Source organism: Roseovarius autotrophicus (genome assembly GCF_018069895.1).
Taxonomy (GTDB): Bacteria; Pseudomonadota; Alphaproteobacteria; order Rhodobacterales; family Rhodobacteraceae; genus Roseovarius; species Roseovarius autotrophicus.
Genome location: NZ_JAGQDH010000009.1, coordinates 108728 through 131394 on the forward strand (window position 1 = coordinate 108728; position 22667 = coordinate 131394).

22 protein-coding genes and 1 tRNA gene are annotated in these 22667 nt (G+C 65.7%); 12 read left to right on the forward strand and 11 right to left on the reverse strand.

The features are described from left to right. Positions 1 to 6 precede the first annotated feature (6 nt). From KAK09_RS11495 to KAK09_RS11510, 4 genes are all read right to left on the reverse strand, one after another. A complete protein-coding gene (locus KAK09_RS11495; protein ID WP_210879085.1) occupies positions 7 to 174 on the reverse strand; it encodes a hypothetical protein in 168 nt (55 codons plus the stop codon). After that, positions 171 to 1550, reverse strand: a complete 1380-nt coding sequence (locus KAK09_RS11500) for a DUF2927 domain-containing protein (RefSeq protein ID WP_210879086.1) — start codon at positions 1548 to 1550, stop codon at positions 171 to 173. The genes KAK09_RS11495 and KAK09_RS11500 overlap by 4 nt, the downstream gene beginning before the upstream one ends. A 294-nt stretch (positions 1551 to 1844) precedes the next feature. Further along, on the reverse strand, positions 1845 to 2960 hold the full coding sequence (locus KAK09_RS19015; RefSeq protein ID WP_336244449.1) for a Hint domain-containing protein: 1116 nt from the start codon (positions 2958 to 2960) through the stop codon (positions 1845 to 1847). A 701-nt stretch (positions 2961 to 3661) separates the two neighbouring features. Beyond that, positions 3662 to 4102 (reverse strand): tellurite resistance TerB family protein, encoded by a 441-nt coding sequence (locus KAK09_RS11510; protein ID WP_210879088.1) that lies wholly within the window; start codon positions 4100 to 4102, stop codon positions 3662 to 3664. 164 nt (positions 4103 to 4266) lie between these two features. Here KAK09_RS11510 and KAK09_RS11515 point away from each other — a divergent pair, with 164 nt between their 5' ends. Beyond that, positions 4267 to 4830: a hypothetical protein gene (locus KAK09_RS11515; RefSeq protein ID WP_210879089.1), complete on the forward strand. Its 564-nt coding sequence runs from the start codon at positions 4267 to 4269 to the stop codon at positions 4828 to 4830. Here the strand turns inward: KAK09_RS11515 and KAK09_RS11520 are convergent. The 4 genes from KAK09_RS11520 to truA form a co-directional block, all read right to left on the reverse strand. Next, positions 4816 to 6459: a CTP synthase gene (locus KAK09_RS11520; RefSeq protein WP_210879090.1), complete on the reverse strand. Its 1644-nt coding sequence runs from the start codon at positions 6457 to 6459 to the stop codon at positions 4816 to 4818. The genes KAK09_RS11515 and KAK09_RS11520 overlap by 15 nt on opposite strands. A gap of 168 nt (positions 6460 to 6627) precedes the next feature. Continuing rightward, positions 6628 to 6993, reverse strand: coding sequence for a preprotein translocase subunit SecG (gene secG / locus KAK09_RS11525; RefSeq protein ID WP_210879091.1), 366 nt, complete (start codon positions 6991 to 6993; stop codon positions 6628 to 6630). Between the two features lie 139 nt (positions 6994 to 7132). After that, a tRNA-Arg gene (locus KAK09_RS11530) sits at positions 7133 to 7209 on the reverse strand. Between the two features lie 42 nt (positions 7210 to 7251). Next, positions 7252 to 8022: a tRNA pseudouridine(38-40) synthase TruA gene (gene truA / locus KAK09_RS11535; RefSeq protein WP_210879092.1), complete on the reverse strand. Its 771-nt coding sequence runs from the start codon at positions 8020 to 8022 to the stop codon at positions 7252 to 7254. 135 nt (positions 8023 to 8157) lie between these two features. Here truA and KAK09_RS11540 point away from each other — a divergent pair, with 135 nt between their 5' ends. Continuing rightward, complete coding sequence (locus KAK09_RS11540) at positions 8158 to 8982, forward strand: sulfite exporter TauE/SafE family protein (RefSeq protein ID WP_210879114.1); 825 nt, start codon at positions 8158 to 8160, stop codon at positions 8980 to 8982. Further along, complete coding sequence (locus tag KAK09_RS11545) at positions 8976 to 9749, forward strand: hypothetical protein (protein WP_210879093.1); 774 nt, start codon at positions 8976 to 8978, stop codon at positions 9747 to 9749. Before KAK09_RS11540 ends, KAK09_RS11545 begins: the two co-directional genes overlap by 7 nt. Positions 9750 to 9752: 3 nt before the next feature. Here KAK09_RS11545 and KAK09_RS11550 read toward each other — a convergent pair whose 3' ends face one another. The 3 genes from KAK09_RS11550 to ccmI are packed head-to-tail and all read right to left on the reverse strand — an operon-like array spanning position 9753 to position 11675. Further along, positions 9753 to 9986 (reverse strand): DUF1289 domain-containing protein, encoded by a 234-nt coding sequence (locus tag KAK09_RS11550; RefSeq protein WP_210879094.1) that lies wholly within the window; start codon positions 9984 to 9986, stop codon positions 9753 to 9755. Further along, entirely contained in the window at positions 9976 to 10458 is a 483-nt protein-coding gene (gene ruvX, locus KAK09_RS11555) for a Holliday junction resolvase RuvX (RefSeq protein WP_210879095.1), read from the reverse strand. The genes KAK09_RS11550 and ruvX overlap by 11 nt, the downstream gene beginning before the upstream one ends. Further along, complete coding sequence (gene ccmI / locus KAK09_RS11560; protein ID WP_210879096.1) at positions 10455 to 11675, reverse strand: c-type cytochrome biogenesis protein CcmI; 1221 nt, start codon at positions 11673 to 11675, stop codon at positions 10455 to 10457. The genes ruvX and ccmI overlap by 4 nt, the downstream gene beginning before the upstream one ends. 198 nt (positions 11676 to 11873) lie before the next feature. Between ccmI and KAK09_RS11565 the strand changes: the two genes are divergently transcribed. The 9 genes from KAK09_RS11565 (at position 11874) to KAK09_RS11605 (ending at position 22320) form a co-directional block, all read left to right on the forward strand. Beyond that, positions 11874 to 13118, forward strand: coding sequence for a sarcosine oxidase subunit beta family protein (locus KAK09_RS11565; RefSeq protein ID WP_210879097.1), 1245 nt, complete (start codon positions 11874 to 11876; stop codon positions 13116 to 13118). A 14-nt stretch (positions 13119 to 13132) separates the two neighbouring features. Then, positions 13133 to 13462, forward strand: coding sequence for a sarcosine oxidase subunit delta (locus tag KAK09_RS11570; RefSeq protein WP_210879098.1), 330 nt, complete (start codon positions 13133 to 13135; stop codon positions 13460 to 13462). A gap of 62 nt (positions 13463 to 13524) precedes the next feature. Further along, positions 13525 to 16536 carry a sarcosine oxidase subunit alpha family protein gene (locus KAK09_RS11575; protein ID WP_210879099.1) on the forward strand — a complete coding sequence of 1004 codons (3012 nt, stop codon included), beginning with the start codon at positions 13525 to 13527 and terminating at the stop codon, positions 16534 to 16536. Continuing rightward, positions 16529 to 17098 carry a sarcosine oxidase subunit gamma gene (locus KAK09_RS11580; protein ID WP_210879100.1) on the forward strand — a complete coding sequence of 190 codons (570 nt, stop codon included), beginning with the start codon at positions 16529 to 16531 and terminating at the stop codon, positions 17096 to 17098. The genes KAK09_RS11575 and KAK09_RS11580 overlap by 8 nt, the downstream gene beginning before the upstream one ends. A gap of 102 nt (positions 17099 to 17200) precedes the next feature. Then, positions 17201 to 17800: a superoxide dismutase gene (locus KAK09_RS11585; protein ID WP_210879101.1), complete on the forward strand. Its 600-nt coding sequence runs from the start codon at positions 17201 to 17203 to the stop codon at positions 17798 to 17800. A gap of 154 nt (positions 17801 to 17954) precedes the next feature. Then, entirely contained in the window at positions 17955 to 18410 is a 456-nt protein-coding gene (locus KAK09_RS11590; RefSeq protein WP_210879102.1) for a host attachment family protein, read from the forward strand. A gap of 97 nt (positions 18411 to 18507) precedes the next feature. Next, on the forward strand, positions 18508 to 19176 hold the full coding sequence (purQ, locus tag KAK09_RS11595; RefSeq protein WP_210879103.1) for a phosphoribosylformylglycinamidine synthase subunit PurQ: 669 nt from the start codon (positions 18508 to 18510) through the stop codon (positions 19174 to 19176). Positions 19177 to 19215: 39 nt separating this feature from the next. Then, a complete protein-coding gene (locus KAK09_RS11600) occupies positions 19216 to 20976 on the forward strand; it encodes a sensor histidine kinase (RefSeq protein ID WP_210879104.1) in 1761 nt (586 codons plus the stop codon). Between the two features lie 6 nt (positions 20977 to 20982). Further along, positions 20983 to 22320: a sigma-54-dependent transcriptional regulator gene (locus tag KAK09_RS11605; RefSeq protein ID WP_210879105.1), complete on the forward strand. Its 1338-nt coding sequence runs from the start codon at positions 20983 to 20985 to the stop codon at positions 22318 to 22320. The last annotated feature ends 347 nt before the right edge of the window (positions 22321 to 22667 follow it).

The following is a 22667-nucleotide window of genomic DNA, read 5'->3' on the forward strand; positions in this document are numbered from 1 at the left end:
GCTGCCTCACAAGGCGGCGCGGTGCAGGATCAGCGTGAGAAATAGCCCGCCAAGCGCGAAAAGCAGCATGTAGACAAAGACATAAAGCGCGATATCGGCGGGTTTGCCCTTGCGCCGCCAAGCCAGAACGCCGCCCGTCGCGGCCCCCAGGATTGCCCCTAGAATGACGATCATCTTGCCCCGTTCGATCTTGTCAGCGGGTTGAGCGCGCTGACTTCGCGCAGCTGAGCTTGAACCGCCCAGTCCGCGCCATAGCCGTAGCGCGCCCAGCCCAGACTGTCCAGTCTTACCGCCCGCGCCTCGGCGCTGCGCCCCTCAAGCGCCAATGCCTCGGACTGAAGCATCTTGAGCGTTGCCAGCAGGGCTGCGTTCTCATGACGTTCGGCCACACCGAGGTTGGGTGCGATCAGCGTCAGCGCCTCGGCGCTGTGGCCACGCGCAAGGGCATGGCCGGCCAGTTGCGCGGCGATGAAGGCGCGGTGAATGGCGGTGCCGGGGGTCTGTTCGTAGAACCTGTCGGCCAACATGAACTGGTGCTGCGCGAATTCTGGATCACCGGCCTGCGTCAGACGCCCAAGCGCGAAATGGCTGAAGGCGCGACGGTGGTCGGTCCATCCTGCGGCCTGAGCGATGCGCACGGCGTCGGCTGCCGCAGCCCGCCGGGCCGGGCCGCGGGCACCGGGGCCAAGCGCGGTCTGGATCGCCTCGATCCAGGCGCGCGGCGTTGATCCGGCAAAGCGCGGCGCGATGGAATCTCCGTCCGGATTGAGGCGGCTGAGGATCGCGGGAAGGCGCGCCTCGACCTCGCGGCGCGTCATGCCCGCGCGCAATCCGGGGGCGTAATAGGCACGCAGGATCAGCATGTCGAACCCGGTCAGCACCGCATGCACGTTGTCGTCGTTGAATACGCTGTCGCTGAGACGATAGAGGTCGTTGAGCGGCCCGATGGCCTGCGCCAGTTCCTCATGCAGGCAATCACGGGTCTCTTGCGGGCTGGCGTCGTTGGGCACGAAGATCGCGATCTTCTCGCGTCGGGTGATCTGGGTCCAGTCGGTGCGTCTCGCGCCGCGCGCGCCGCGATATTCCGACAGGCTTTCGATATTGGGCACCACGAAACAGGCGGCGGAGGGCAGGGCGCGACGAATCTCGGCGCGGCTGACGGCCTCGATGACGATATTGGCCGAATCGTCGCCGACCCGGCGGATATCGATGCCCGCCTCGCTGCGCAGCCGGTGGATCAACCGGTTGAGATCGGCCATGAGCGTGGCCGGCGGTGTGCCGGTCACGCGCACGGTGATTGGTCCCTCGAAGCGCGAGAAACTCGGCAGGATCCGGCCCGATTCCATCTGAAAGCTCAGATCGAGGAAATCGCGCAGGATATCCTGGTTGGAGCGTTGCGGTGGGCTCGGGCGTGGGTCGGAAAAGCCTTTCATCGGCGGCATGATGGCGTGACCGGGCAGTGCGGCGCGCGAGGCTGGGGCCTCGTCGGGGCGAGGGACTGCCACGCAGGCGCCGAGGATCAGGCAGACAGGCAGGATGATGCCGCGCATCGGACCCCCGGAAATTTGTGTCGGACGCGGACCCGGAAACCGGGTCCAGGATCAACTATCCCCACGCATCCTGGTCAGGTAAGGGAGGCGCCATGGCGAAACTGTGACACGGGTGGCATGACGGATCAAGCCTGTGCCCTCGGGAAGCTCGATGCTGGCAACACGGTTGCCTTGCGCCAGAAAGGAAACAATCCCGGCACTATGGCCGGGATTGTTCCATGTTGAAACCGGGCTTGCCCCCAAGACCGATTTCACGACCGGTCTTGCTGGGCAAGGCCGGTCAGCTGCATCCGGTCATTCCACCAGCAGGCGCGCCTCGTGGCGTTTGAGCGAGCGTCGCGCGGCGCGGTAGGTCGCGATCCCCGCCTTGTCGCGCAACTCCGGGAAAAGGGTAAAGATCTCCTCGCGCGCAGGCGCGCCCATGCCGTCCATCACCTGCTCGCCGGGCTGAAAGCTTTCGGTCCAGGCGCCATCCGACAGCACTACCTCGTGCCGGTCGCACAGGAAGTGGACATAGGTGACGCCGCTGGCCTGCACCTCGTCGATGCCCGCCATGCCGGTCAGGTGCCGGGCCGCCGCCAGAACCTCGCGCTCGCCGAAATAGAGCGCGGCGCGCTCGGAAGTCAGCAAAAGGCGGTGCTGCGGGCTGACCAGCATGTCGCGCTCGGGCAGACCATTGCCTAGGGCGCCGGCGCGGATCAGCACGGGCCGCAGCGTGGGCGCTGCCATTAGATCGCCCGCGTCAAGACTGCGCGCCCCGATCCAGCGGATTTCCTGCATACCGTTGTCGCGGGTGATCACCCTGTCGCCCTCGCGCAGATGTTCCACCGGCACCTCGCCGCGCGGCGTTGCAATCAGCGTGCCGGGGGTGAAGCAGGGAACGACATTCTCGATGTTCTTGAAGACGATCTGCCCGGTCTTCTTGCCATCGTCGTCGAAGAAGGTGACCTTGCCATTAGTGCCGGTGCCGCCCGGCACCGGCATCTCCCGTATGGTGAAAGATCCGCCGGTGGGGACCGAATCCCCGAAATCGAGCGTGTCGAAATCGTCGCCGCCATTACCGCCGAAGGCCACGTTGTTGAAATCCGGGTCAAAGCCGGTGAACGTGTCGCGATCATCGCCGCCGAAGGCCACATTGTTGCCGCTGCCCACATTGATGGTGTCATTGCCGGCACCGCTGAAGATCACGTCATTGCCGGACCCGGCGAAGATCAGGTCATCGCCGGGTCCGCCTTCGATCTTGTCATTGCCTGGCCCGCCATCGAGAGAATCATTGCCGCCAAAGCCCTCGACCACATCATCCTTCGCGCCGTCGGGTGCATTGAAGGTGTCGATCCGGTCACCTTCGGTATCGTCGAGGGAATCCTCGTCGATCAGATTGGCGCCGTTGTCACCTTCGACCCTGGTCACTGACATCTCGTTCTTCCCCTGCGAGGTGGCGTGGACACGCGCACCTGATGGCACCCTTCTTGCCCGAGGTGAGACGCTCGTGCAGAGGCGACCGCGGCAACCGCAAACCGGGGAGGGTCACACCAGAATAAGCGTGGGTCAAAGCCCCGCCGCATGTGCAGCAGACCGGATGGTCAGCAGCCTGGCGATCGCACCCGGACCACGCGTCATGGCGTGTGTCGGCTACATGCGGTCGCCCCCGAGACCTATGAACGTCACCCCCCAGTTGGGCTGATCCTGTTTCTAATAAACCCGCAGCCATCGCCCAAGAAGAATCGTGCCATATTCTCGCCTCGATATTTCCGAAAAGGCGCTGTTTTCGCCATTATTGCCCTGATTATGCCATGATGTATCCGGCGAATTGTTTCCATAATCCGGCAAGATCACACAGCCATCCTGTGAATTTCAGGGGAAAATTGCGATAATGTGAGGTTTTCTGTGCCGATTGTGTCGGAAATTGTTTCCGAGAAAGGCGTATTGGGTGCCATCGCGCGCATCAGAATGTGGCGAAAATAAAGCCTCAGTGTGTCCGTTTCCAAAACGCGGTCAATCTGCGGGACCGTGGCGCATCCTGTCCCTTTCGGAAACCGGGTCTCTGTGTGCCGGAGGGCAGATGATTCGAACCCGAAGGGCGGCCCCCCATGGCGGCGACCGAAAGCGACTTAGCCCTGGCCTTCGGCAAGCGCGCGCGCCGAGGCGCTGTCGGCGGCGCTCAGCCCCATCGCCTCGCGCGCGGCATCGATCGCGCTGAGTTCCTCGGGCGCGCTCTCGCCATCGGCCAGCACCACCTCCCAGAGTGCCTCCAGCGCGGCGATACGCGCCTCGAGCCGAACCGTTTCGCGGATCAGATGGCCGAAACGCGCCGTGTTGGGGGCGTCATGTTCCAGCCGTTCGCACAGCGCGCGCATCTTCGCGGCCTCGATCGGCCTCAGCCCGTAGAGCCGCGCCAGCAGACGGTCGATCCGCTTGATCTCGGCAAGGTCGTAATGGCGGTCGGATTTCGCCACGCGCACCATCAGCGCCCCGAGCGCAAGCTTTTCATCAGGCTCTGGCAGGGGGGCGGGCTTGGGGGCCGAGAAGGCATGAAGGATGCGCGACAACATGGGTCGAGCCTAGCGCGTGGGGCGCCCTGTCCCAAGCGGATTTTCGCCGTTGCGCATCACGGATAGGCGAGCGCGGCTTTGCCGCAACGCCGCCATCATTGCTCCACAGAAAGCGCGTTATGAATAGCGATGGATATGGTTCCAGCCGTTGAGGAACCAGCCAGATGCGCGATGACCGCCAGACCCCGTGTGCCGCCTCGCAAGTCGAAACCAGAGGTGACCGGCTGCCCGCCGGCCCGCCGGAGAGCGCGTGGTCAGACGGTGATCTTGATGGTCTGGGCAGGGTCATGTCGCGCCGCGAAACGGACCTGAGCACAGCCGTCTGCGTGTTCTTTCAGGGCGAACCGGAGCGGTTCAACTACCTGCCCAAGCGGGACGTGCCCGCCGCGTTCCACGGGATCGTGCGCCTGCTCGACAACATCTGCATGCGCGTCAACAGCGGGTTTTACCTGCCGCATCCCGAACGCCCCCTGTTCTGCCGCGCCACCCTCGGGACATGGCTGGACAACCAGCACGCCGACGCGGCCCAGGGGCGCCGGGGCCGCTGGACTCTTGACGAGCGCGTGCTTGCGGCGATTCTCGATCCGTCCCGGTGCGTTGCGCTTGAGACCATCTGCCCCCGCCCGGCGGCCACGGGATTATGGCGCGCGCTGCTTGCGCCCCTGCGCCGTCTCGGGGTTGATCGCGATATCCTGAAATACCGTGGCCGGGACTCAAACCAACCGTGAGGTTTCGATCGCCGCGCGCACGAAATCGGCAAAGAGAGGATGCGGCGCGAAGGGCTTGGATTTCAACTCTGGGTGATACTGCACACCGATGAACCACGGGTGATCGGACCATTCCACGATCTCGGGCAGGCGGCCATCGGGGGACATGCCAGAGAATGTCAGGCCGCAGGCCTCCAGTTTCTCGCGGTATTTCGTATCGACCTCGTAGCGGTGGCGGTGGCGCTCGTCGATGGCCGTCGTGCCATAGATCCGCGCCACGCGGCTGCCTTCCTTGAGCACCGCGTCATAAGCACCAAGGCGCATCGTGCCGCCCTTGTCGTCGCTGACCTTGCGCGTCACCTTCTGGTTGCCCTGCACCCATTCCTTGAGGTGATAGACCACCGGTTCGAACCGGCGCGCGCCGGATTCGTGGTCGAATTCTTCCGAGCCCGCGTCCTTGAGGCCGGCCACGTTGCGCGCGGCCTCGATCACGGCCATCTGCATGCCAAGGCAGATTCCGAGATACGGAATCTTCCGCGTGCGGGCGAACTCGGCGGCCTTGATCTTGCCCTCGGTGCCGCGCTCTCCAAAGCCGCCGGGCACGAGGATGGCGTGGAAAGCATCAAGATGCGGGGCGGGGTCTTCGCGCTCGAATATCTCGGCATCGACCCATTCCACCTGCACGCTCACTCGGTTGGCCATGCCGCCATGAATGAGCGCCTCCTTGATGGATTTATAGGCGTCCTCAAGCTGCACATACTTGCCGACGATGGCGATTTTCACCGTGCCGTCGGTGCTGTGGATGCGATCCACCACGTCCTGCCACACGCTCAGATCGGGGCGCGGCGCGGGGCTGATCTGGAACACGTCGAGCACCGCCTGATCCAGCCCCTCGCGGTGATAGGCCAGCGGCGCCTCGTAGATGGATTTCAGGTCATAGGCGGCGACCACGTGCTCCTTGCGCACGTTGCAGAACAGGGCGATCTTTTCGCGCTCCTTGTCGGGGATCGGCTGTTCGGAGCGGCACACAAGGATATCGGGCGCGATGCCGATGCTTTGCAGTTCCTTGACCGAGTGCTGCGTGGGCTTGGTCTTCAACTCTCCGCTTGCCGCCAGATAGGGCAGAAGGGTGAGGTGCATGAACAGGCATTGCCCGCGCGGGCGGTCATGGCTGAACTGGCGGATCGCCTCGAAGAAGGGCAGCCCCTCGATATCGCCCACCGTGCCGCCGATCTCGCACAGCATGAAATCGACCTCATCCTCGCCGATGGTGAGGAACTCCTTGATCTCGTTGGTGACATGCGGGATCACCTGAATGGTCTTGCCCAGATAGTCGCCGCGCCGCTCCTTTTCCAGCACATTGGAATAGATCCGCCCAGACGAGACGGAATCGGTCATCCGTGCGGGCACGCCGGTAAAGCGTTCGTAATGGCCAAGGTCGAGATCGGTTTCCGCCCCGTCATCGGTGACGAAAACCTCGCCATGCTCGAAGGGCGACATGGTGCCGGGATCGACGTTGAGATAGGGGTCAAGCTTGCGCAGACGCACCGAAAATCCGCGTGCCTGCAGCAATGCGCCCAGAGCGGCAGACGCAAGCCCCTTGCCGAGCGAGGACACAACGCCGCCGGTGATGAAGATGTAACGCGCCATGCGGCTGGCCCCCCGTGATGCTGTGGTTCTGTCGCTTGGTCAAAGCCCCGGCTGGCCCCGAAAAAGCCACCCGATCACGGGATTTGATCCATAAAGGATTCTGCACGCCCGCGCAAGGCGGGCGCTAGATAGTGGTGCGGGCAGAAAGGTGCCCGCAAATCGTTGTGTTCAGTCGGCGCGCGGCGCCATAGGGGCGGTGTCGCCCGCTGGCGGCGGCAGAAGCGAGTCCACATCCGGCAGGCCCGGTGCAACGGGCGCGGACGGGGCCGGAACGCTGGTATCGCCCAGCCGGTCAAGCACCGACACCCCCGAGGCGTTCTGGGCAGCGATGATCGTAAGCGTGACAGAGGTCACGATGAAGGCCGCAGCAAGGATCCAGGTCACCTTGCCAAGCGCAGTGGCCGCGGCACGTCCGGTAATCGCGCCGCCACCCCCGCCCATGCCAAGCCCGCCCCCCTCGGAGCGTTGCATGAGCACCACGCCGATAAGGCCGAGCGCCAGAAGCAGGTGAATGGTCAGAACGACGTTTTCCATGGGGAAGGGCCTATCCTTGCGCAAGCGTTGGGCGCTATCTAGGCAATTCCGTCCATACCCGCAACCCGGCAATGCGGGGGCAATGCGATGGGGTGGGCCATGCCGGACCAGCGACTGCATCCGCGCCGAGGCGGCAAGCTGGCGATCCCGCGAGGACTCGAACCCCGAACCTGCTGATTAGAAGTCAGCTGCTCTATCCAGTTGAGCTACGGGACCGCATGAGCGGCTCTTAGCGCGGGGACGGGTCGATTTCAAAGGTTAATCGGCGAACGGATCGTCCGGGTAGCGCACACCCGACAGGTATAGGCCGTGGGGTGGAGCGACAGGGCCGCAGGCGGCGCGTTCTCGCGCCTCGAGCGCCTGGCGCAGGTCTCCCGGGCGCCACGCGCCCGCGCCGACGCGTTCCAGCGTGCCGACAAGGCTGCGCACCTGGTTGTGCAGGAACGAACGTGCGGCAAAGCGCAGGTGAATTTCGGGGCCGGTCGGCGTGTCCACCATGTCGATGGTGATCTCGTCGAGGGTTTTGATCGGGCTTTTCGCCTGACAGATGGACGAGCGGAAGGTGGTGAAATCGTGATGCCCGACAAGATGTGCCGCGCCCGCGCGCATGGCCGCGATGTCCAGCCCATGGCGCAGATGCCAGACACGCCCCGCCCCGAGCGCGGGTGGCGCGCGGCGGCTGAGAATACGGAACAGATAGCGCCGCCCGGTGGCAGAGAATCGCGCGTGCCAGTCGTCCTCGACGCGGGCGCAGGCGACGATGGCGACGGGCAGGGGCTTGAGGTGGTGATTGAGCGCCTCCGAGAGGCGGAAGGGATCCCAGTCGCGGGTGAGGTCACAATGCGCCACCTGCCCAAGCGCATGCACCCCCGCATCGGTGCGTCCGGCGGCGGCGATGGTGTGCGGCCCCGGTTCAAGGCGCGCCAGCGCCGCCTCGATCGCGCCCTGCACCGAGGGCTGTTCGGCCTGCCGCTGCCAGCCCGCGAAGGGCGTGCCGTCATATTCGACCTTCAGGGCATAGCGGGGCATCGGGCATCCTTTCTCGGGGCCGATCTTGTGCGCGGATCGCCCTGCGGGGGCAAGCCCCATCCGCGCCTTTCCCCCGTGTTGTGCGCGGTGTATGGCTCTGGCATCCCGGACGGAGCCGCGCCCTTGCCCATGATCCTGCCCGACATCACCCTTCTGGCGCAGATGCTGGCGATGCTGCTTGCGATCGGCGCCCTTGCCGGCGTTCTTGCCGGGTTGCTCGGTATCGGCGGCGGTCTCATCCTCGTGCCGGCGTTCTTTTATGCCTTCCGGACGCTCGGCTATGACGGGCCGCAGCTCATGCAGATCTGTCTTGCCACCTCTCTGGCCACGATTATCGTGAGTTCGGCGCGTGCGATGCTGAGCCATCACCGCAAGGGCGCGGTTGACTGGGCGATCCTGCGCGGCTGGACACCGGCGATCGCGGCCGGGGCGCTTTTGGGGGTTGGTGTGGCGGCAGGACTGCGCTCGGACACGTTGCAGGCGATTTTCGGAGGGCTGGGCGTTGTGATCGCGCTCTATTTCGGATTCGGGCGCGCGCAGTGGCGGCTGGGCGACGTGATGCCAAGCGGGATCTGGCGGCTGCTGACGGCACCGGCCATCGGCTTTCTGTCGGTGCTGGTGGGGATCGGCGGCGGCAGTTTCGGGGTGGCGCTGATGACGTTGCACGGCATCTCGATACACCGGGCGGTGGCGACTTCGGCGGGCTTTGGCCTGGCTATCGCGGTCTCCTCGGTGCTGGGTTTCCTGATGGTCGAGGTCGCGCCCGAGACCCGCCCGCCGCTGACGATCGGCGCGGTCAATCTGGTGGCCTTTGCGACTGTGTCGGCGATGACCATGATCACAGCACCGCTGGGGGTGCGGCTGGCCCATGCCATGAACCCCGGACCGCTGAGGCGCGTGTTCGCGATCTTCGTGGCGATTGTCGTGCTCAACATGCTGCGCAAGGCGCTTGGATGGTAGTGGCGCTTCTGTCCAGGGGTTGGCAGCTTTTCGCGCCCGAACCGGGACTGCGGGACTGGGCGCGCGCGGCGCGGGCGGCGGCCTTGCCGGTGATTTCTCAGGCCCCGCGCGAGTGCGAGGGGACATGGGTGGTGGGCGTCGATGTCCTGCCCAACGATCCCGAGGGCGGGGTGGGCGGCGTGCCGCTTTCCTGCCACGCGCGAGATGTGGCCGAGGGGCTGTGGGGGCGCCTGCCGCTGCATCGGGCCCAGGTCTCGGTGGTCTTTCCGGGCTATCCGCGCCCGCGCGCGGGCGAGGGGGCAGCGGCGTTCCGCTACCGGCGCGTGCGCGCCGCGGCGCATGTGGACGGGCTTTTGCCGGTGGGGTCGGGGCGGCGGCGGATGCTGCGTGAGCGCCACGCCTATCTCCTCGGTCTGCCGCTCAGCGAGGCGGATGAGGGCGCAAGCCCGCTGGTGGTCTGGGAAGGCAGTCACCACGTCATGCGCCGCGCCTTTGCGGCGGCGCTGGCGGGGCGCCATCCGCGCGACTGGGCCGAGGTGGACCTGACCGACACCTATCACGCCGCCCGACGCGAGGTGTTCGAGACCTGCCTGCGCGTGGCCGTCCACGCGCGCCCCGGCGCGGGATACCTTGTCCACCGCATGAGCTTGCACGGGGTGGCCCCGTGGCAAGCCGGGGCCTCGGCCCCGCCCGAGGGGCGCATGGTGGCCTATTTCCGGCCCGAACTTCCCGACGGTGCCAGCGCCCTGTGGCTTGATCTGCCCTGAGCGTCAGCCCCGCGCGAGACGCGCCGCGCGCCCGCCCCGGCGCTTTTTCAAGAGGTCGGCGCGGTCGGGCAGGGCGGTCATCACCGCGCGCCGCTCATCGTTGTTCATCTTCGACCAGCGCGAAATCTCGTCGATGGAGCGCAGGCAGCCGGTGCAGATGCGCGCCTCGGGGTGGACAACACAGATACGCACGCAGGGGCTTTCGACCTCGTCGCGTTGCCAGACATCATCCGCCATGTTCTGCCCTCATATGGCGCATCCGGTCGAGCGCCCCTTGCAGGATATAGGCCGCGGCCACCGCGTCGATCACCTCTGCGCGACGTTTCCGTGACGTATCCGCCTCAAGCAGCGCGCGTTCGGCGGCCACGGTCGAAAGCCGCTCGTCCCAAAAGCCGATGGGAAGATCGGTGAGCGTGGCCAGATTGCGGGCGAAGGCGCGGGTGGATTGCGCGCGCGGCCCCTCGGAGCCATCCATGTTGCGTGGCAGGCCGAGCAATATGCCGCCCGCCTCGCGCGCGGCGGCGATCTCCAGCAAGCGCGCGGCATCGAGGGTGAATTTCTGCCGCTTCACCGTTTCGACCGCGCTTGCCGTGGACAAAAGGCGATCAGACAGCGCGACGCCGATGGTCTTGGTCCCGAGGTCAAGCCCCATCACGCCGCGCCCGTGCGGCAACGCGGCGGCGAAGGCGGCTATGTCGTCATGGATCATTCGGCCACGCCCGCGCTTCGGGCGGCGGCGCGCAGGGTTGCGAGAGCCGCGTCATCCTGCGCGAACGCGCCTTGCGCCTCGGTCCAGATGCGGTGTGCCGCTTCGCGCTCGCCCAGGACGCCGTAGGCGTTGATCAACCGCGCCCAGTCCTCGGCCGGTCCGCCCTCGGTTGCCAGCCGCTCGGAGAGGCGCACCACCATGCCCCTGATCATCTCTGCCCGCGCTTCGGGATCCATGCCGGCGGCGGCCTCGATATCGTCCGCGCCCGGACCCGACAAGGCGGGCAGCGCATAGCGCATCCCCGCGCGCATGGCGATCTCTTCGATATCGGCGCGGATCAACGGCACCCAGGGCGCGTCTGCCGTGCTGTCCTCGAGCAGGTCGCGCCAGAGGCTAAAGGCGCGGTCGGGCCGGTCCACCTGAAGGAAGTAGAGCCCGAGATAGAAACGTGCGGTCGGCGCGCGCGGATCACGCGTGAGCGTCGCGCGCAGCGCGGCCTCGGCATCGCGTGACACATAGCCCCCCGCCGCCTCGATCATCAGTTCCGCGAGCGTGGCGTGGTCTGCGGCAGAGGCGTTCTCGCCACGCAGGGCCACAAGCTGTTGCTGCGCCGCGCGCGCGGCGACCATGTTGCCAAGGGCTGCTTCGCTGCGGACAAGGAACTGAAGACCCTGCTCATCCTCGGGCCGCGCCGCCACCACCTCGCGCAACCGCTCGACCAGTGCCAGGTGCTCCTCTCCCACCCCTTCGGGCGGGGTGAATTCGGGGGTGAAACGCGCCTCGGCCGCCGCCTGCGGCAGCCGCTCGGCGCGTGCGACCTCGGAGGCGGCGATGCGCTGTGCCAGCGGCAGATCGGGATAGCCCGGCGCCCCCACCTGCCCATAGATCCAGACGCCGCCCCCGGCGAGCACGGCAACACTCAGCGCCGCCACGGCGATGCCCGCGGCACGCGGCTGTCCGCCCGTCTCGCCGCCCGCGCGCAACTGCGCATCGGCCGCCAGAATCCGGCGCGAGACCTCGGTGCGCAGCCGTTCGGCCTCTTCCGCGGCGATCACCCCGCGCTTGGCGTCGCGGTCGATCTCGCCCAACTGGTCGCGATAGACGCGCAGGTCGTAGGCGGCCGGCGGCTCGGCCCCGCTTTGCCCGCGCAACAGCGCCAGCGCCAGCAGCATCCCCGTACCAAGGGCCAGCGCCCCCGCGATGATCCAGAAGGTCATGAGCACATCCTTTCGCCCCCCCATGTAAAGGGGCGCGGCGGCGGAAAAAAGGGCCAAGCGACCGTGGCACCGCGCCGCGATGTCGCAATGTCGCAATTTGCCGGCGAAGCGCCGCCCTCGGTCACCTGTTCAAAGCGCTGCCGTCGCATTACGATCCCGACCGATACCGGCCCACGAATCCACGAGGAAGACCTGCGCATGAAACGCTATTCCGTCTTTGCCGTCGCCCGAGAGGCCCTGCGCGACCACATGGGATGGGAACGCGCCTGGGCCTCGCCCGAGCCGAAGAAGAAATACGACGTCATCATCGTGGGCGCGGGCGGTCATGGCCTCGCCACCGCCTATTACCTCGGGCGCAATTTCGGCATCACCAATGTCGCGGTGCTGGAAAAGGGCTGGCTGGGGGGCGGTAATACGGGCCGCAACACCACCATCATCCGCTCGAACTACCTGCAAGACCCCTCCGCCGCGATCTATGAGAAATCGCGCAGCCTGTATGAGACGCTCAGCCAGGACCTCAATTACAACATCATGTTCAGCCCCCGTGGCGTCATCATGCTGGCGCAGACCGAACACGAGGTGCGCGGCTACAAGCGCACGGCGCAGGCGAATGCGCTCCAGGGCGTGACCACCGAATTCATCTCGCCCGCCCGCGTCAAGGAAATCGTGCCGATCATCAATCTCGATGGCCCCCGCTATCCCGTCCTGGGCGGCCTTTATCAGGCGCGCGGCGGCACGGCGCGCCACGATGCGGTGGCCTGGGGCTATGCGCGGGCGTGTTCCGCCATGGGGATGCACATCCTCCAGAAATGCGAGGTCACGGGCATCTCCCGCGAGGGGGGCCGCGTGACGGGTGTGACCACCAATCGCGGCGACATCGGCTGTGACAAACTCGGCATCGTTGTGGCGGGCCACTCCGGCCACCTGGCCGACATGGCCGGTTTCCGCCTGCCGATCGAGAGCGTGGCGCTTCAGGCGCTGGTGTCCGAGCCGATCAAACCCTGCATGGATTGCGTCGTCATGGCCAACACCGTGCACGGCTACATGTCGCAATCCGACAAGGGCGAGATGGTCATCGGCGGCGGCACCGACGGCTACAACAACTACACGCAACGCGGCTCGTTCCACCATATCGAGGAAACCGTGCGCGCCCTGATCGAGACCTTCCCGATGGTCGCCCGCCTCAAGATGCTGCGCCAATGGGGCGGCATCGTGGATGTCACCGGCGACCGCTCGCCGATCCTGTCGAAAACCCCCGTCGATGGCATTTTCATCAACTGCGGCTGGGGCACGGGCGGGTTCAAGGCCATCCCCGGCTCGGGCTGGGGCTTTGCCGAACTCATGGCCAAGGGCCACTCGCCGCTCTGCGACGAATTTGGCCTCGACCGTTTCTATCAGGGCCGGTTCATCGACGAATCCGTCGCCGCCGGCGTCGCCCACTAAGGAGGACTTGACCCATGCTGATCCTCACCTGCCCCTGCTGCGGCGTCACAGGCGAAGAGACCGAATTCCATCAGGGCGGCGAGGCGCATCTCAAGCGTTTCGGCCCCGGTTCCTCGGACGATGATTTCCACACCTATATGTTCGCCAAGGAAAACCCCAAAGGCGCGCATTTTGAACGCTGGCGGCACAACAACGGCTGCGGCAAGTGGTTCATCATGGCCCGCGATACCGTGACGCTCGAGGTTTACGGCACCTATCCCGCCCAGACCCATGAGCCGCCCAAAAATATCCGCGACGCGATCACCGCCAAACGCCCCGGCTGGACATGGCGCGATTTCGCATGAGCCTTCACCGTTCCAGAAATACTCAATCGACGACGCCCGCCACGGGCAAGAGGGGCTGAGACATGAGCACCAGACTGGCCACCGGCGGCCGCCTTCTCGACCGCAGCCGCACGCAGGATTTCACCTTCAACGGCAAGCGCATGCGCGGCCATCCCGGCGATACGCTCGCCTCGGCGCTTCTGGCCAATGACCAGATGCTGGTGGGCCGCTCGTTCAAGTATCACCGCCCGCGCGGCATCGTGGCCAGCGGGGCCGAAGAGCCCAACGCGCTTGTCGGTCTGGGCGAGGGCGCGCGTTTCGAGCCCAACCAGCGCGCCACGACGACCGAGATTTTCGACGGGCTGAACGCGATCAGCCAGAACCACTGGCCGAGCCTCGAGGCCGATATCGGCGCGCTCAACAGCTGGGTCGCGCGCTTCCTGCCCGCGGGTTTCTACTACAAGATGTTCATGCATCCCCGCCCGTTCTGGAAGCATGTGTATGAGCCGTTCATCCGCCAGTCGGCTGGTCTGGGCAAGGTGCCCAACCCCGGCGACCCGGACCGATACGAGCATTTCCATTTTTTCTGCGATGTCGCGGTGATCGGCGGCGGCGTGGCCGGGTTGCAGGCGGCGCTGGCGGCGGCAGAGGCGGGTGCCAAGGTGCTCCTGATGGAACAGACCGCCCATTGGGGCGGGCGCGCGCCGGTGGATGGGGGCGACGTGGATGGTCAGCCCGTCGCCGACTGGATCAGCGCTACACTTGCAAAACTGCAAGACATGCCCCATGTCACCCTGCGCAACCGTTGCATGGGCGCAGGGGTCTACGATCACGGCTATCTGCTCGGCTATGAGCGCGTGAGCGATCACGCGCCCGGCTTCGACGCCCCGCGCCACCGCCTCTGGCGCATCCGCGCCGGTCAGATCGTCACCGCGACCGGGGCCATCGAACGCCCGCTGAGTTTCGCGGGCAATGACATCCCCGGCGTGATGCTGGCCTCTGCCATCCGCGACTATGCGGTCAACTACGGCGTCTCCATCGGCGACCGCACCGTGGTTGTCACCAACAACGATGACGCCTACCGCACCGCCATCACGCTCAAGAAATTCGGGCTTGAAATCCCCGCCATTCTTGACGCCCGCCAGTCGGGCGGAGGTGCCCTGGCCGATGAGGCGCGCGGCTTGGGCATCCGCGTCGAGACCGGCAAGGGCATCGCATCGGTCAAGGGCGGTAAGCGTGTCCGCGGTGTCGCCATCTGCGCGCAGGCGGGCGAGGGCGCGGTGCTGGAAGAGATCAGCTGCGACGCTGTCGCCATGTCGGGTGGCTGGTCGCCGGTGGTGCATCTGTGGTCCCATTGCGGCGGCAGGCTGATCTGGGACGAGGGCGCTGCGCATTTCCGCCCCGACCCGGCGAACCCGCCGCGTGGCGCAAACGGCGAGGGCTTCGTGATCGCCGCAGGCAGCGCCAATGGCGCGACGAACCTCAAGAATGTGCTGGCGGATGCCCATGCCGCCGGACAGGCGGCGGCCAGGGCCACGGGCCATGCGCCCGCGAGCGGCGCCGCCCCGCAAGGGACGGGCGACGATGAGGCGCCGATCGCCCCGGTCTGGCTCATGCCGCAGGGCGCGCGTTACGGGCTGCGGATGAAATCCTGGCTCGATTACCAGAACGATGTGAAGGTCTCCGATATTCAGTTGGCCGCCCGCGAAGGCTATGAATCCGTCGAACACGCCAAGCGTTACACCACACTCGGCATGGCCACCGATCAGGGAAAGCTCAGCAATATAAACGGCTTGGCGATCCTCTCGGACGCGCTCGGCCAGCCCATTCCGCAGACCGGCACCACCACTTTCCGCCCGCCCTACACGCCGATTTCCCTCTCGGCCATCGCAGGTGCTGCGCGCGGCCCGATCTTTCAGCCAGTGCGCAAGACGCCCATGCACGGCTGGCACGAAGCCAACGGCGCGGATTTCGAACCTGTGGGGCAATGGCGTCGCCCCTATTGCTTTCCCCGCGGCGAGGAGGGGCGGCATGAGGCCGTGACCCGCGAGATCCGCCAGACCCGCGAAAGTGTCGGCCTGCTCGACGCCTCCACCCTTGGCAAGATCATCGTCAAGGGCCCCGACGCGGGCCGTTTCCTCGATATGCTCTACACGGGCATGATGAGCACGCTGAAGCCGGGCAAATGCCGCTATGGTCTCATGTGCAACGAGAACGGGTTCCTGATGGATGACGGCGTGGTGGTGCGCCTCGACGAGGAGACGTTCCTTTGCCACACCACGACCGGCGGGGCCGAGGCGATCCATGGCCAGATGGAGGACTGGCTGCAATGCGAATGGTGGGACTGGAAGGTTTATACCGCCAATGTCACCGAGCACTATGCCCAGGTCGCCGTGGCCGGTCCCAAGGCGCGTGCGCTCTTGCAAAAGCTGAGCAATGACGATCTGAGCGCCGAGGCGCTGCCCTTCATGGGCTGGACAGAGGTGGTCGTCGCGGGGGTGCGGGCGCGGATCTATCGCATCTCCTTCACCGGCGAGCTGTCGTTTGAGTTGGCCGTGCCGGCAAGCCGGGGCCGCGCGCTTTGGGAGGCGCTGATGGCGGCGGGGGAAGAATTCGGCGTGATGCCCTATGGCACCGAAGCGATGCATGTGATGCGCGCCGAAAAGGGTTTCATCATGATCGGGGACGAGACCGACGGCACGGTGATCCCGCAGGATCTTGGGCTCGACTGGGCAATCTCGAAGAAGAAAGAGGATTATATCGGCAAGCGCGCGCAAGAACGCTCGCATATGGCCGATCCGAACCGCTGGAAGCTGGTGGGGCTGGAAACGCTCGGCGGCGAGGTGCTGCCCGATGGGGCCTATGCCACGGCACCGGGCCACAACGCCAATGGCCAGCGCAACACCCAAGGCCGCGTGACCTCGAGCTACCATTCGCCCACGCTCGGGCGGGGCATCGCCATGGGGCTGGTGCGGCACGGGCCGGACCGGATGGGCGAGGTGCTGGAGTTTCCGACGCTTGACGGGGGAATCCTCAAGGCGAGGATCGTCGATCCCATCTTCTACGACAAGGACGGGGAGAAGCAGAATGTCTGAGGCAGTGACCCCCCTGAACGGGGCCGACTTCGAAGGGCTCGCCACGATTAAAGATGCGGGCCTTTCCGGCATGATCACGCTGCGCGGCGATCTGGCGTCGAAAGAGGTGAAAGCGGCGGTGAAAAAGGCCGTGGGCCTTGGCATCCCCTTGCAGCGTCAGGCGCTGAGCGGGCAGGGCACTGCCGTGCTCTGGATGTCGCCGGACGAGCTTTTGTTGTTGTGCGCCTATGACGAGGTGGCGCAGAAGATTGCGGCGCTTGAAAAGGCGCTCGAAGGGCAGCATTTCCTGGCCGTCAACGTATCGGATGCGCGCACGGTGCTGCGCATCTCGGGCACGGGCGCGCGGGAAACCCTGGCCAAGCTCTGCCCGGTGGACCTCTCGCCGGGGGCCTTCACCCCCGGCATGGTACGCCGCACGCGCATGGCGCAGATCCCTGCGGCGTTCTGGCTTGACGATAGCGGCGTGTTTTACCTGATCTGCTTCCGCTCCGTGGCCGATTATGCCTTCGGTGCGCTCAAGGACGCGGCGTTGCCGGGGGGCGAGGTGGGCGTCTACGGCTGACGAAATCCCGACAGAAAAACTCTGCCCCGCAGGGTTGACGTTCCGCGCCCCCCCGCTCCATGTATGAGCACAGCTTTCAACGCAGACGAACAGGGGGAACCCATGTCCTTTGAACTTCCCGACCTTCCTTATGCCCATGACGCGCTTGCTGCTCATGGCATGTCGAAAGAGACGCTCGAATATCACCACGACATCCACCACAAGGCCTATGTGGACAATGGCAACAAGCTGATTGCCGGGACCGAATGGGAGGGCAAACCGCTCGAAGAGATCGTGCGCGGCACCTATCAGGCGGGCGCGGTGGCGCAGTCGGGTATTTTCAACAACGCCTCGCAGCACTGGAACCACGCGCAGTTCTGGGAAATGATGGCGCCGGGCGGCACCGCAATGCCGGGCGTGCTGGAAAAGGCCATCACCGAGAGCTTTGGCACGCTCGACAAGTTCAAGGACGATTTCGCCGCCGCCGGGGCCGGTCAGTTCGGCTCTGGCTGGGCCTGGCTGGTGAAGGACAGCGATGGCAGCCTCAAGGTCACCAAGACCGAGAACGGCGTCAACCCGCTCTGCTTTGGCCAGACCGCCTTGCTCGGGTGCGACGTGTGGGAACATTCCTACTACATCGACTTCCGCAACAAGCGTCCCGCCTACCTCACCAACTTCCTCGACAACCTGGTGAACTGGGAAAACGTCGCCAGCCGGATGTAATCCCTTCCGGCACAAGCTGCACGGCCTCGCCCCCCCCCGCGCCCTTGGCACGGGGGGTTTTCGTTGCCATGTTTGATCCGCATCAACGCGCATGCGGCGGCACATGCGCGATGGTGACGGGCGGGCAAGACCGCACAGGAAGGGAGATGCGCAGATGAGCAAACTTTCGAATGGCACCTGGGTTCTGGTGGCGGATGGGGACAAGGCACTGTTTCTTGAAAATGTCACCGATGCGCAGGCGCCGAATCTGGTGGTGCGCCGTGTCGAGGAGCAGGACAACCCCGCAAACCGCGATCAGCAAAGCGACCGGCCCGGACGCATGCCCGATGTCGGACCGGGGCAGCGATCGGGCATGGAAGAGGCCGACTGGCACCGGCTTGGAAAAGAACGATTCGCTGCCGAAATGGCCGATATCCTCTACCGGTTGGCACATCGCGGAGCGTTTGACAGGCTGGTGCTGGTGGCCCCGCCCCGCACCCTCGGGGCGCTGCGCGAACATCTGCACAAGGAAGTGGCACAGCGCGTCGTGGCCGAGATCGGCAAGGACCTGACCAACCACCCCGGCGACAAGCTCGAGAAGGTGCTGCTGGCGGAGCTGGCCGGAACCTAGGATCCTGACCACAGTGGCCCTCGGGTGTGCCGCGCCATGGACAAGCGGGCGGCGGCGCGCTAGAGCACGCGGGCAGCATCAGGGGAGAAATCTTGCCATGAAAGTCGCCGTTCTCGTCTTTCCCGGCTCCAATTGCGACCGCGACCTCAAGGTGGCGTTCGAGCGCGCCGGCGCGCAGGTCAGCATGGTCTGGCACAAGGACACCGCGCTGCCCGATGGCACGGATCTTGTCGGCGTGCCGGGGGGGTTCTCCTATGGCGATTACCTGCGCTGCGGTGCCATTGCCGCCAATTCGCCGATCTGTCGCGCCGTGGTGGGCCATGCCGAACGGGGCGGGTATGTTCTGGGCGTCTGCAACGGGTTCCAGATCCTGACCGAGACGGGGCTTCTGCCTGGGGCGCTGTTGCGCAATGCAGGGCTGAAATATGTGTGCAAGCCGGTCGATCTGCGCGTGAGCACGACCGACAGCGCCTTTACCCGCGGCTACAAGCCGGGCAGTTCCATTACCGTGCCGATCGCGCATCATGACGGCAATTACTTTGCCGATGCCGCGACGCTTGACCGGCTCGAGGGTGAGGATCGCGTGGCCTTCACCTATGTCGAGAACCCCAACGGCTCGACGCGTGACATCGCGGGTGTGCTTTCGGCAAACCGCCGCGTTCTGGGCATGATGCCCCATCCCGAGCGTATGGCCGAGCCCGAACACGGCGGCACCGACGGGGCGGCCATGTTCGCCGGGCTTGTGGATGCGCTGGCGCACGCCTGAGAGCTTGAGGGCGGGCCGCACGCGGCCTAGACTGAGGGGATGAGCCTGCCCACGCTTTCCCAACCGGCCTCGCGCCTGCGCACGATCCCTTGGCGTGCGCGGCTTGTGCTGGCGGCGCTCTTCATCATCGCCGTGATCGTGGTGGTGGCGACGCATCGGCTGCTGACCGAACGCTTTACCGAAACGACCCGCAACCGGGCCGAGCTTCGACTTGTGCTCTACAGCGGCAACCTGATGTCGGAACTGCGACAGAACGCCATCGTGCCGCAGCTTCTGGCGCGCGATCCCGCGCTCATTTCCGCGCTCAACACGCAGGATTACGCCCAGTCCACGCAGCGGCTGATTTCCTTTGTCGAGGAGATCGGTGCCGCCTCGCTGACGCTGCTGGACAAGAACGGCCGTGCCGTGGCCGTGACCGAGCGCACGCGGCTGGGCGAAAACCACCGGCAGGCCCCGTATTTTGTCGATGCGATCCGGTCGCGCGATACTGTGTTCAAGGTGTTGCGGCAGGAGGCGGGGCAGTATCACTTCACCTATTCGCGCCGGATCGAGACACCGACCGGCGTGCTGGGCGTGATCGTGGTCGAGGTGGATCTGCGCAAGTTCGAGCGCGCCTGGTCGGGCATTTCCGACGCCGTCATGGTCACCGACAGCGAGGGCACGATCATTCTTTCGACCGAGCCGCGCTGGCGTGGGCTGACCGAGGCCGAGGCGCTGCACCGGGAGCCTGCCCGCAGTGCGATAGAGCGCGCGATCCGCGCCACGTCGGACTGGACGGCGCTGCCCGCCGACGCCTATCTGCGCGGCCAGGCGGTGATGCGGGTCGAGGGGCGGGTGGCGTTTCGCGGCTGGCGCATCGCCAGTTTCACCACCTATGCCGCGGTGCGCGACAAGGTGAACGGCTATATCGCGCTCGAAATCATGGGCTTTGCGATTCTCATGGCGCTGGCCTTCTATTTCCTCAATCGGCGGGCGACCTCGCGCATGGTGCTGTTTCAGCGCGAGTCGGCGGAGCTTCGCGCATTGAACGCGCGTTTGCAGCGGGAAATCGCCGAGCGCAGGCGCGTGCAGGAGAACCTTGCGCAGGCCGAACAGACGCTTCAGCAAAGTTCCAAGCTGGCGGTTTTGGGAGAGATGTCCGCCGCGGTCAGCCACGAGCTCAACCAGCCGCTCGCGGCGATGAAAACCTATCTCGCGGGGGCGCGAATGCTGCTCGACCGCAACCGCCCCGACGAGGCGCTGACCTCGTTCCAGCGCATCGACGACCTGATCGAGCGGATGGGCGCGATCACCCGGCAACTGAAATCCTATGCCCGCCAGTCCGGCGAGCGCTTTACGCCTGTAAATCTTGGCGATGCGCTGTCGTCGGCACTGGCGTTGATGGAGCCGCAACTGCGCAACCGAAAGGTTCAGATCACCCGCACGCTGCCGTCGGAACCGGTCATCGTGATGGGCGATCGGCTGCGCATCGAACAGGTGATCGTCAACCTTCTGCGCAACGCGATGGACGCCACCGAACAGACCCCCGAGGCCGCCATCGAGCTTTTGCTTGCGGCAGGCGAGACGGCCCTTCTGACGGTGCGTGACAACGGCCACGGGATCACCGACCTGGAAAAGCTGTTCGAGCCGTTCTACACCACCAAGCTGCCCGGCGACGGGGTCGGGCTGGGGCTTGCCATTTCCTCGGGGATCGTCAACGACCTTGGCGGGCGCCTCACGGCGCGCAACGCCGAGGGCGGGGGGGCTGTATTCGAGGTCCAGCTTCCCATATTGCCCGAAGAAACCAAAGCTGCGGAGTGACATGACATGCCGTCTGCCATGAAAATCGCCATCGTCGATGACGAGCGCGACATGCGCCAGTCGATCAGCCAGTGGCTGGCGCTGTCGGGCTACGATACCGAAACCTTCGCCAGCGCCGAGGAGGCGCTCAAACGCCTTGGCCCGGATTACCCCGGTATCGTCGTGACCGACATCCGGATGCCCGGCATGGACGGGATGCAGTTCCTGCGCAAGCTGATGGGCAGCGATTCAACCCTGCCGGTGATCATGATCACCGGGCACGGGGATGTGCCCATGGCGGTCGAGGCGATGCGCCTTGGTGCCTTCGATTTCCTGGAGAAACCCTTCAACCCCGACCGCATGACGCAACTGGCCAAGAAGGCCACGCAGCGCCGCCGCATGGTGCTTGACGCGCGTGCGCTGCGGCGTGACCTCTCGGATGGCGGCTCGTTGATGAAAAAGCTCATTGGCACAAGTGCCGCTATGGACAGGCTGCGCGAGGATATTCTCGATCTCGGACAGGCGGACGGCCATGTGCTGATCGAAGGCGAGACCGGCACCGGCAAGACCCTCGTGGCGCACGCGCTGCACGCGGTCGGCGCGCGCGCGGGCAAGCGGTTTGTCACCATCTCCTGCGCCGCGCTCGAGGAAAGCGCGCTTACCCGCCGCCTGTTCGGCCCGGTCCTGCCCGATGACCCGCACCTTCCCGCTGTCGAGGAGGCGCGCGGCGGCACGCTGGTGCTTGAGGATATCGAGTCGCTTTCCGAGGGCGTGCAGGCCCGCCTCCTGACCTTCGTCGATGAGGAGGGAATGCCCCCCGAGACCCGCATCGTCGCCATTTCCAACATGCAGGACGAGGGCCATACCTGCGAGGATGCGCTGCGACCCGACCTGTTCTATCGCCTTGCCAGCCTGCGCATCACCGTGCCGCCCCTGCGCGCGCGCGGCGAGGATATCCTGACGCTCTTCACCCGCTTCACCGAACAGTTCGCCGAGGATTACGGCTGTGAGGCGCCTCAGGTCAGCGCACAGGAGGCCACGCAACTTTTGCAGGCACCCTGGCCCGGCAATGTCCGCCAGCTTTTCAATATTGCCGAACGCGCGGTGTTGCAGGCGCGACGCGAAACCGGCACGCTCACCTCGCTTCTGATGTCTGATCACGCCGACATGCAGCCAGTGATGACCACCGAGGGCAAGCCGCTCAAGGAATATGTCGAGGCGTTCGAGCGGATGCTGATCGACAATACCATGCGCCGCCACAAGGGCAGTATCGCAGCGGTGATGGACGAATTGTGCCTGCCGCGCCGAACGCTGAACGAGAAGATGGCTAAATATGGGCTTACGCGGTCGGACTACCTTGGCTGACGGCTGCCGAAATTTCTCCATTGTGTTTTGCCTGTCCGAGGCTTTAGGGTGACAGAACGGCGGGATGCGCGTGACAACGTGCAACCGCCGCGAGAGATTCGCTGTTTCAGGCCCCCGCGGGATTGCATGACAAAGGCAATCCGCAGGACTGAGCAGACCGATTGGCCCCCGTCACGGGGACCGCACGTTTGCCCGTTTCCGCGCCACTGCGCGCGCCGGGTGCCGAATTGGCCCCAAGGGGTCGGAGTAGTAGAACCGCGATGACGCGCGCGACAGGATCGAGAGTGACAGCAGGGGCGCAACGCGCCCCTTGCGTGCGCGCCGCAAGCATCGCCCCTGACAGACAC

Excerpts from the sequence above, each read along its gene's own strand:
- KAK09_RS11495 (WP_210879085.1), bottom strand. The coding sequence starts at position 174 with ATGATCGTCATTCTAGGGGCAATCCTGGGGGCCGCGACGGGCGGCGTT.
- KAK09_RS11500 (WP_210879086.1), bottom strand. The coding sequence starts at position 1,550 with ATGCGCGGCATCATCCTGCCTGTCTGCCTGATCCTCGGCGCCTGCGTG.
- KAK09_RS11510 (WP_210879088.1), bottom strand. The coding sequence starts at position 4,102 with ATGTTGTCGCGCATCCTTCATGCCTTCTCGGCCCCCAAGCCCGCCCCC.
- KAK09_RS11515 (WP_210879089.1), top strand. The coding sequence starts at position 4,267 with ATGCGCGATGACCGCCAGACCCCGTGTGCCGCCTCGCAAGTCGAAACC.
- KAK09_RS11520 (WP_210879090.1), bottom strand. The coding sequence starts at position 6,459 with ATGGCGCGTTACATCTTCATCACCGGCGGCGTTGTGTCCTCGCTCGGC.
- secG (WP_210879091.1), bottom strand. The coding sequence starts at position 6,993 with ATGGAAAACGTCGTTCTGACCATTCACCTGCTTCTGGCGCTCGGCCTT.
- truA (WP_210879092.1), bottom strand. The coding sequence starts at position 8,022 with ATGCCCCGCTATGCCCTGAAGGTCGAATATGACGGCACGCCCTTCGCG.
- KAK09_RS11545 (WP_210879093.1), top strand. The coding sequence starts at position 8,976 with ATGGTAGTGGCGCTTCTGTCCAGGGGTTGGCAGCTTTTCGCGCCCGAA.
- KAK09_RS11550 (WP_210879094.1), bottom strand. The coding sequence starts at position 9,986 with ATGGCGGATGATGTCTGGCAACGCGACGAGGTCGAAAGCCCCTGCGTG.
- ruvX (WP_210879095.1), bottom strand. The coding sequence starts at position 10,458 with ATGATCCATGACGACATAGCCGCCTTCGCCGCCGCGTTGCCGCACGGG.
- ccmI (WP_210879096.1), bottom strand. The coding sequence starts at position 11,675 with ATGACCTTCTGGATCATCGCGGGGGCGCTGGCCCTTGGTACGGGGATG.
- KAK09_RS11565 (WP_210879097.1), top strand. The coding sequence starts at position 11,874 with ATGAAACGCTATTCCGTCTTTGCCGTCGCCCGAGAGGCCCTGCGCGAC.
- KAK09_RS11570 (WP_210879098.1), top strand. The coding sequence starts at position 13,133 with ATGCTGATCCTCACCTGCCCCTGCTGCGGCGTCACAGGCGAAGAGACC.
- KAK09_RS11575 (WP_210879099.1), top strand. The coding sequence starts at position 13,525 with ATGAGCACCAGACTGGCCACCGGCGGCCGCCTTCTCGACCGCAGCCGC.
- KAK09_RS11580 (WP_210879100.1), top strand. The coding sequence starts at position 16,529 with ATGTCTGAGGCAGTGACCCCCCTGAACGGGGCCGACTTCGAAGGGCTC.
- KAK09_RS11585 (WP_210879101.1), top strand. The coding sequence starts at position 17,201 with ATGTCCTTTGAACTTCCCGACCTTCCTTATGCCCATGACGCGCTTGCT.
- KAK09_RS11590 (WP_210879102.1), top strand. The coding sequence starts at position 17,955 with ATGAGCAAACTTTCGAATGGCACCTGGGTTCTGGTGGCGGATGGGGAC.
- purQ (WP_210879103.1), top strand. The coding sequence starts at position 18,508 with ATGAAAGTCGCCGTTCTCGTCTTTCCCGGCTCCAATTGCGACCGCGAC.
- KAK09_RS11600 (WP_210879104.1), top strand. The coding sequence starts at position 19,216 with ATGAGCCTGCCCACGCTTTCCCAACCGGCCTCGCGCCTGCGCACGATC.
- KAK09_RS11605 (WP_210879105.1), top strand. The coding sequence starts at position 20,983 with ATGCCGTCTGCCATGAAAATCGCCATCGTCGATGACGAGCGCGACATG.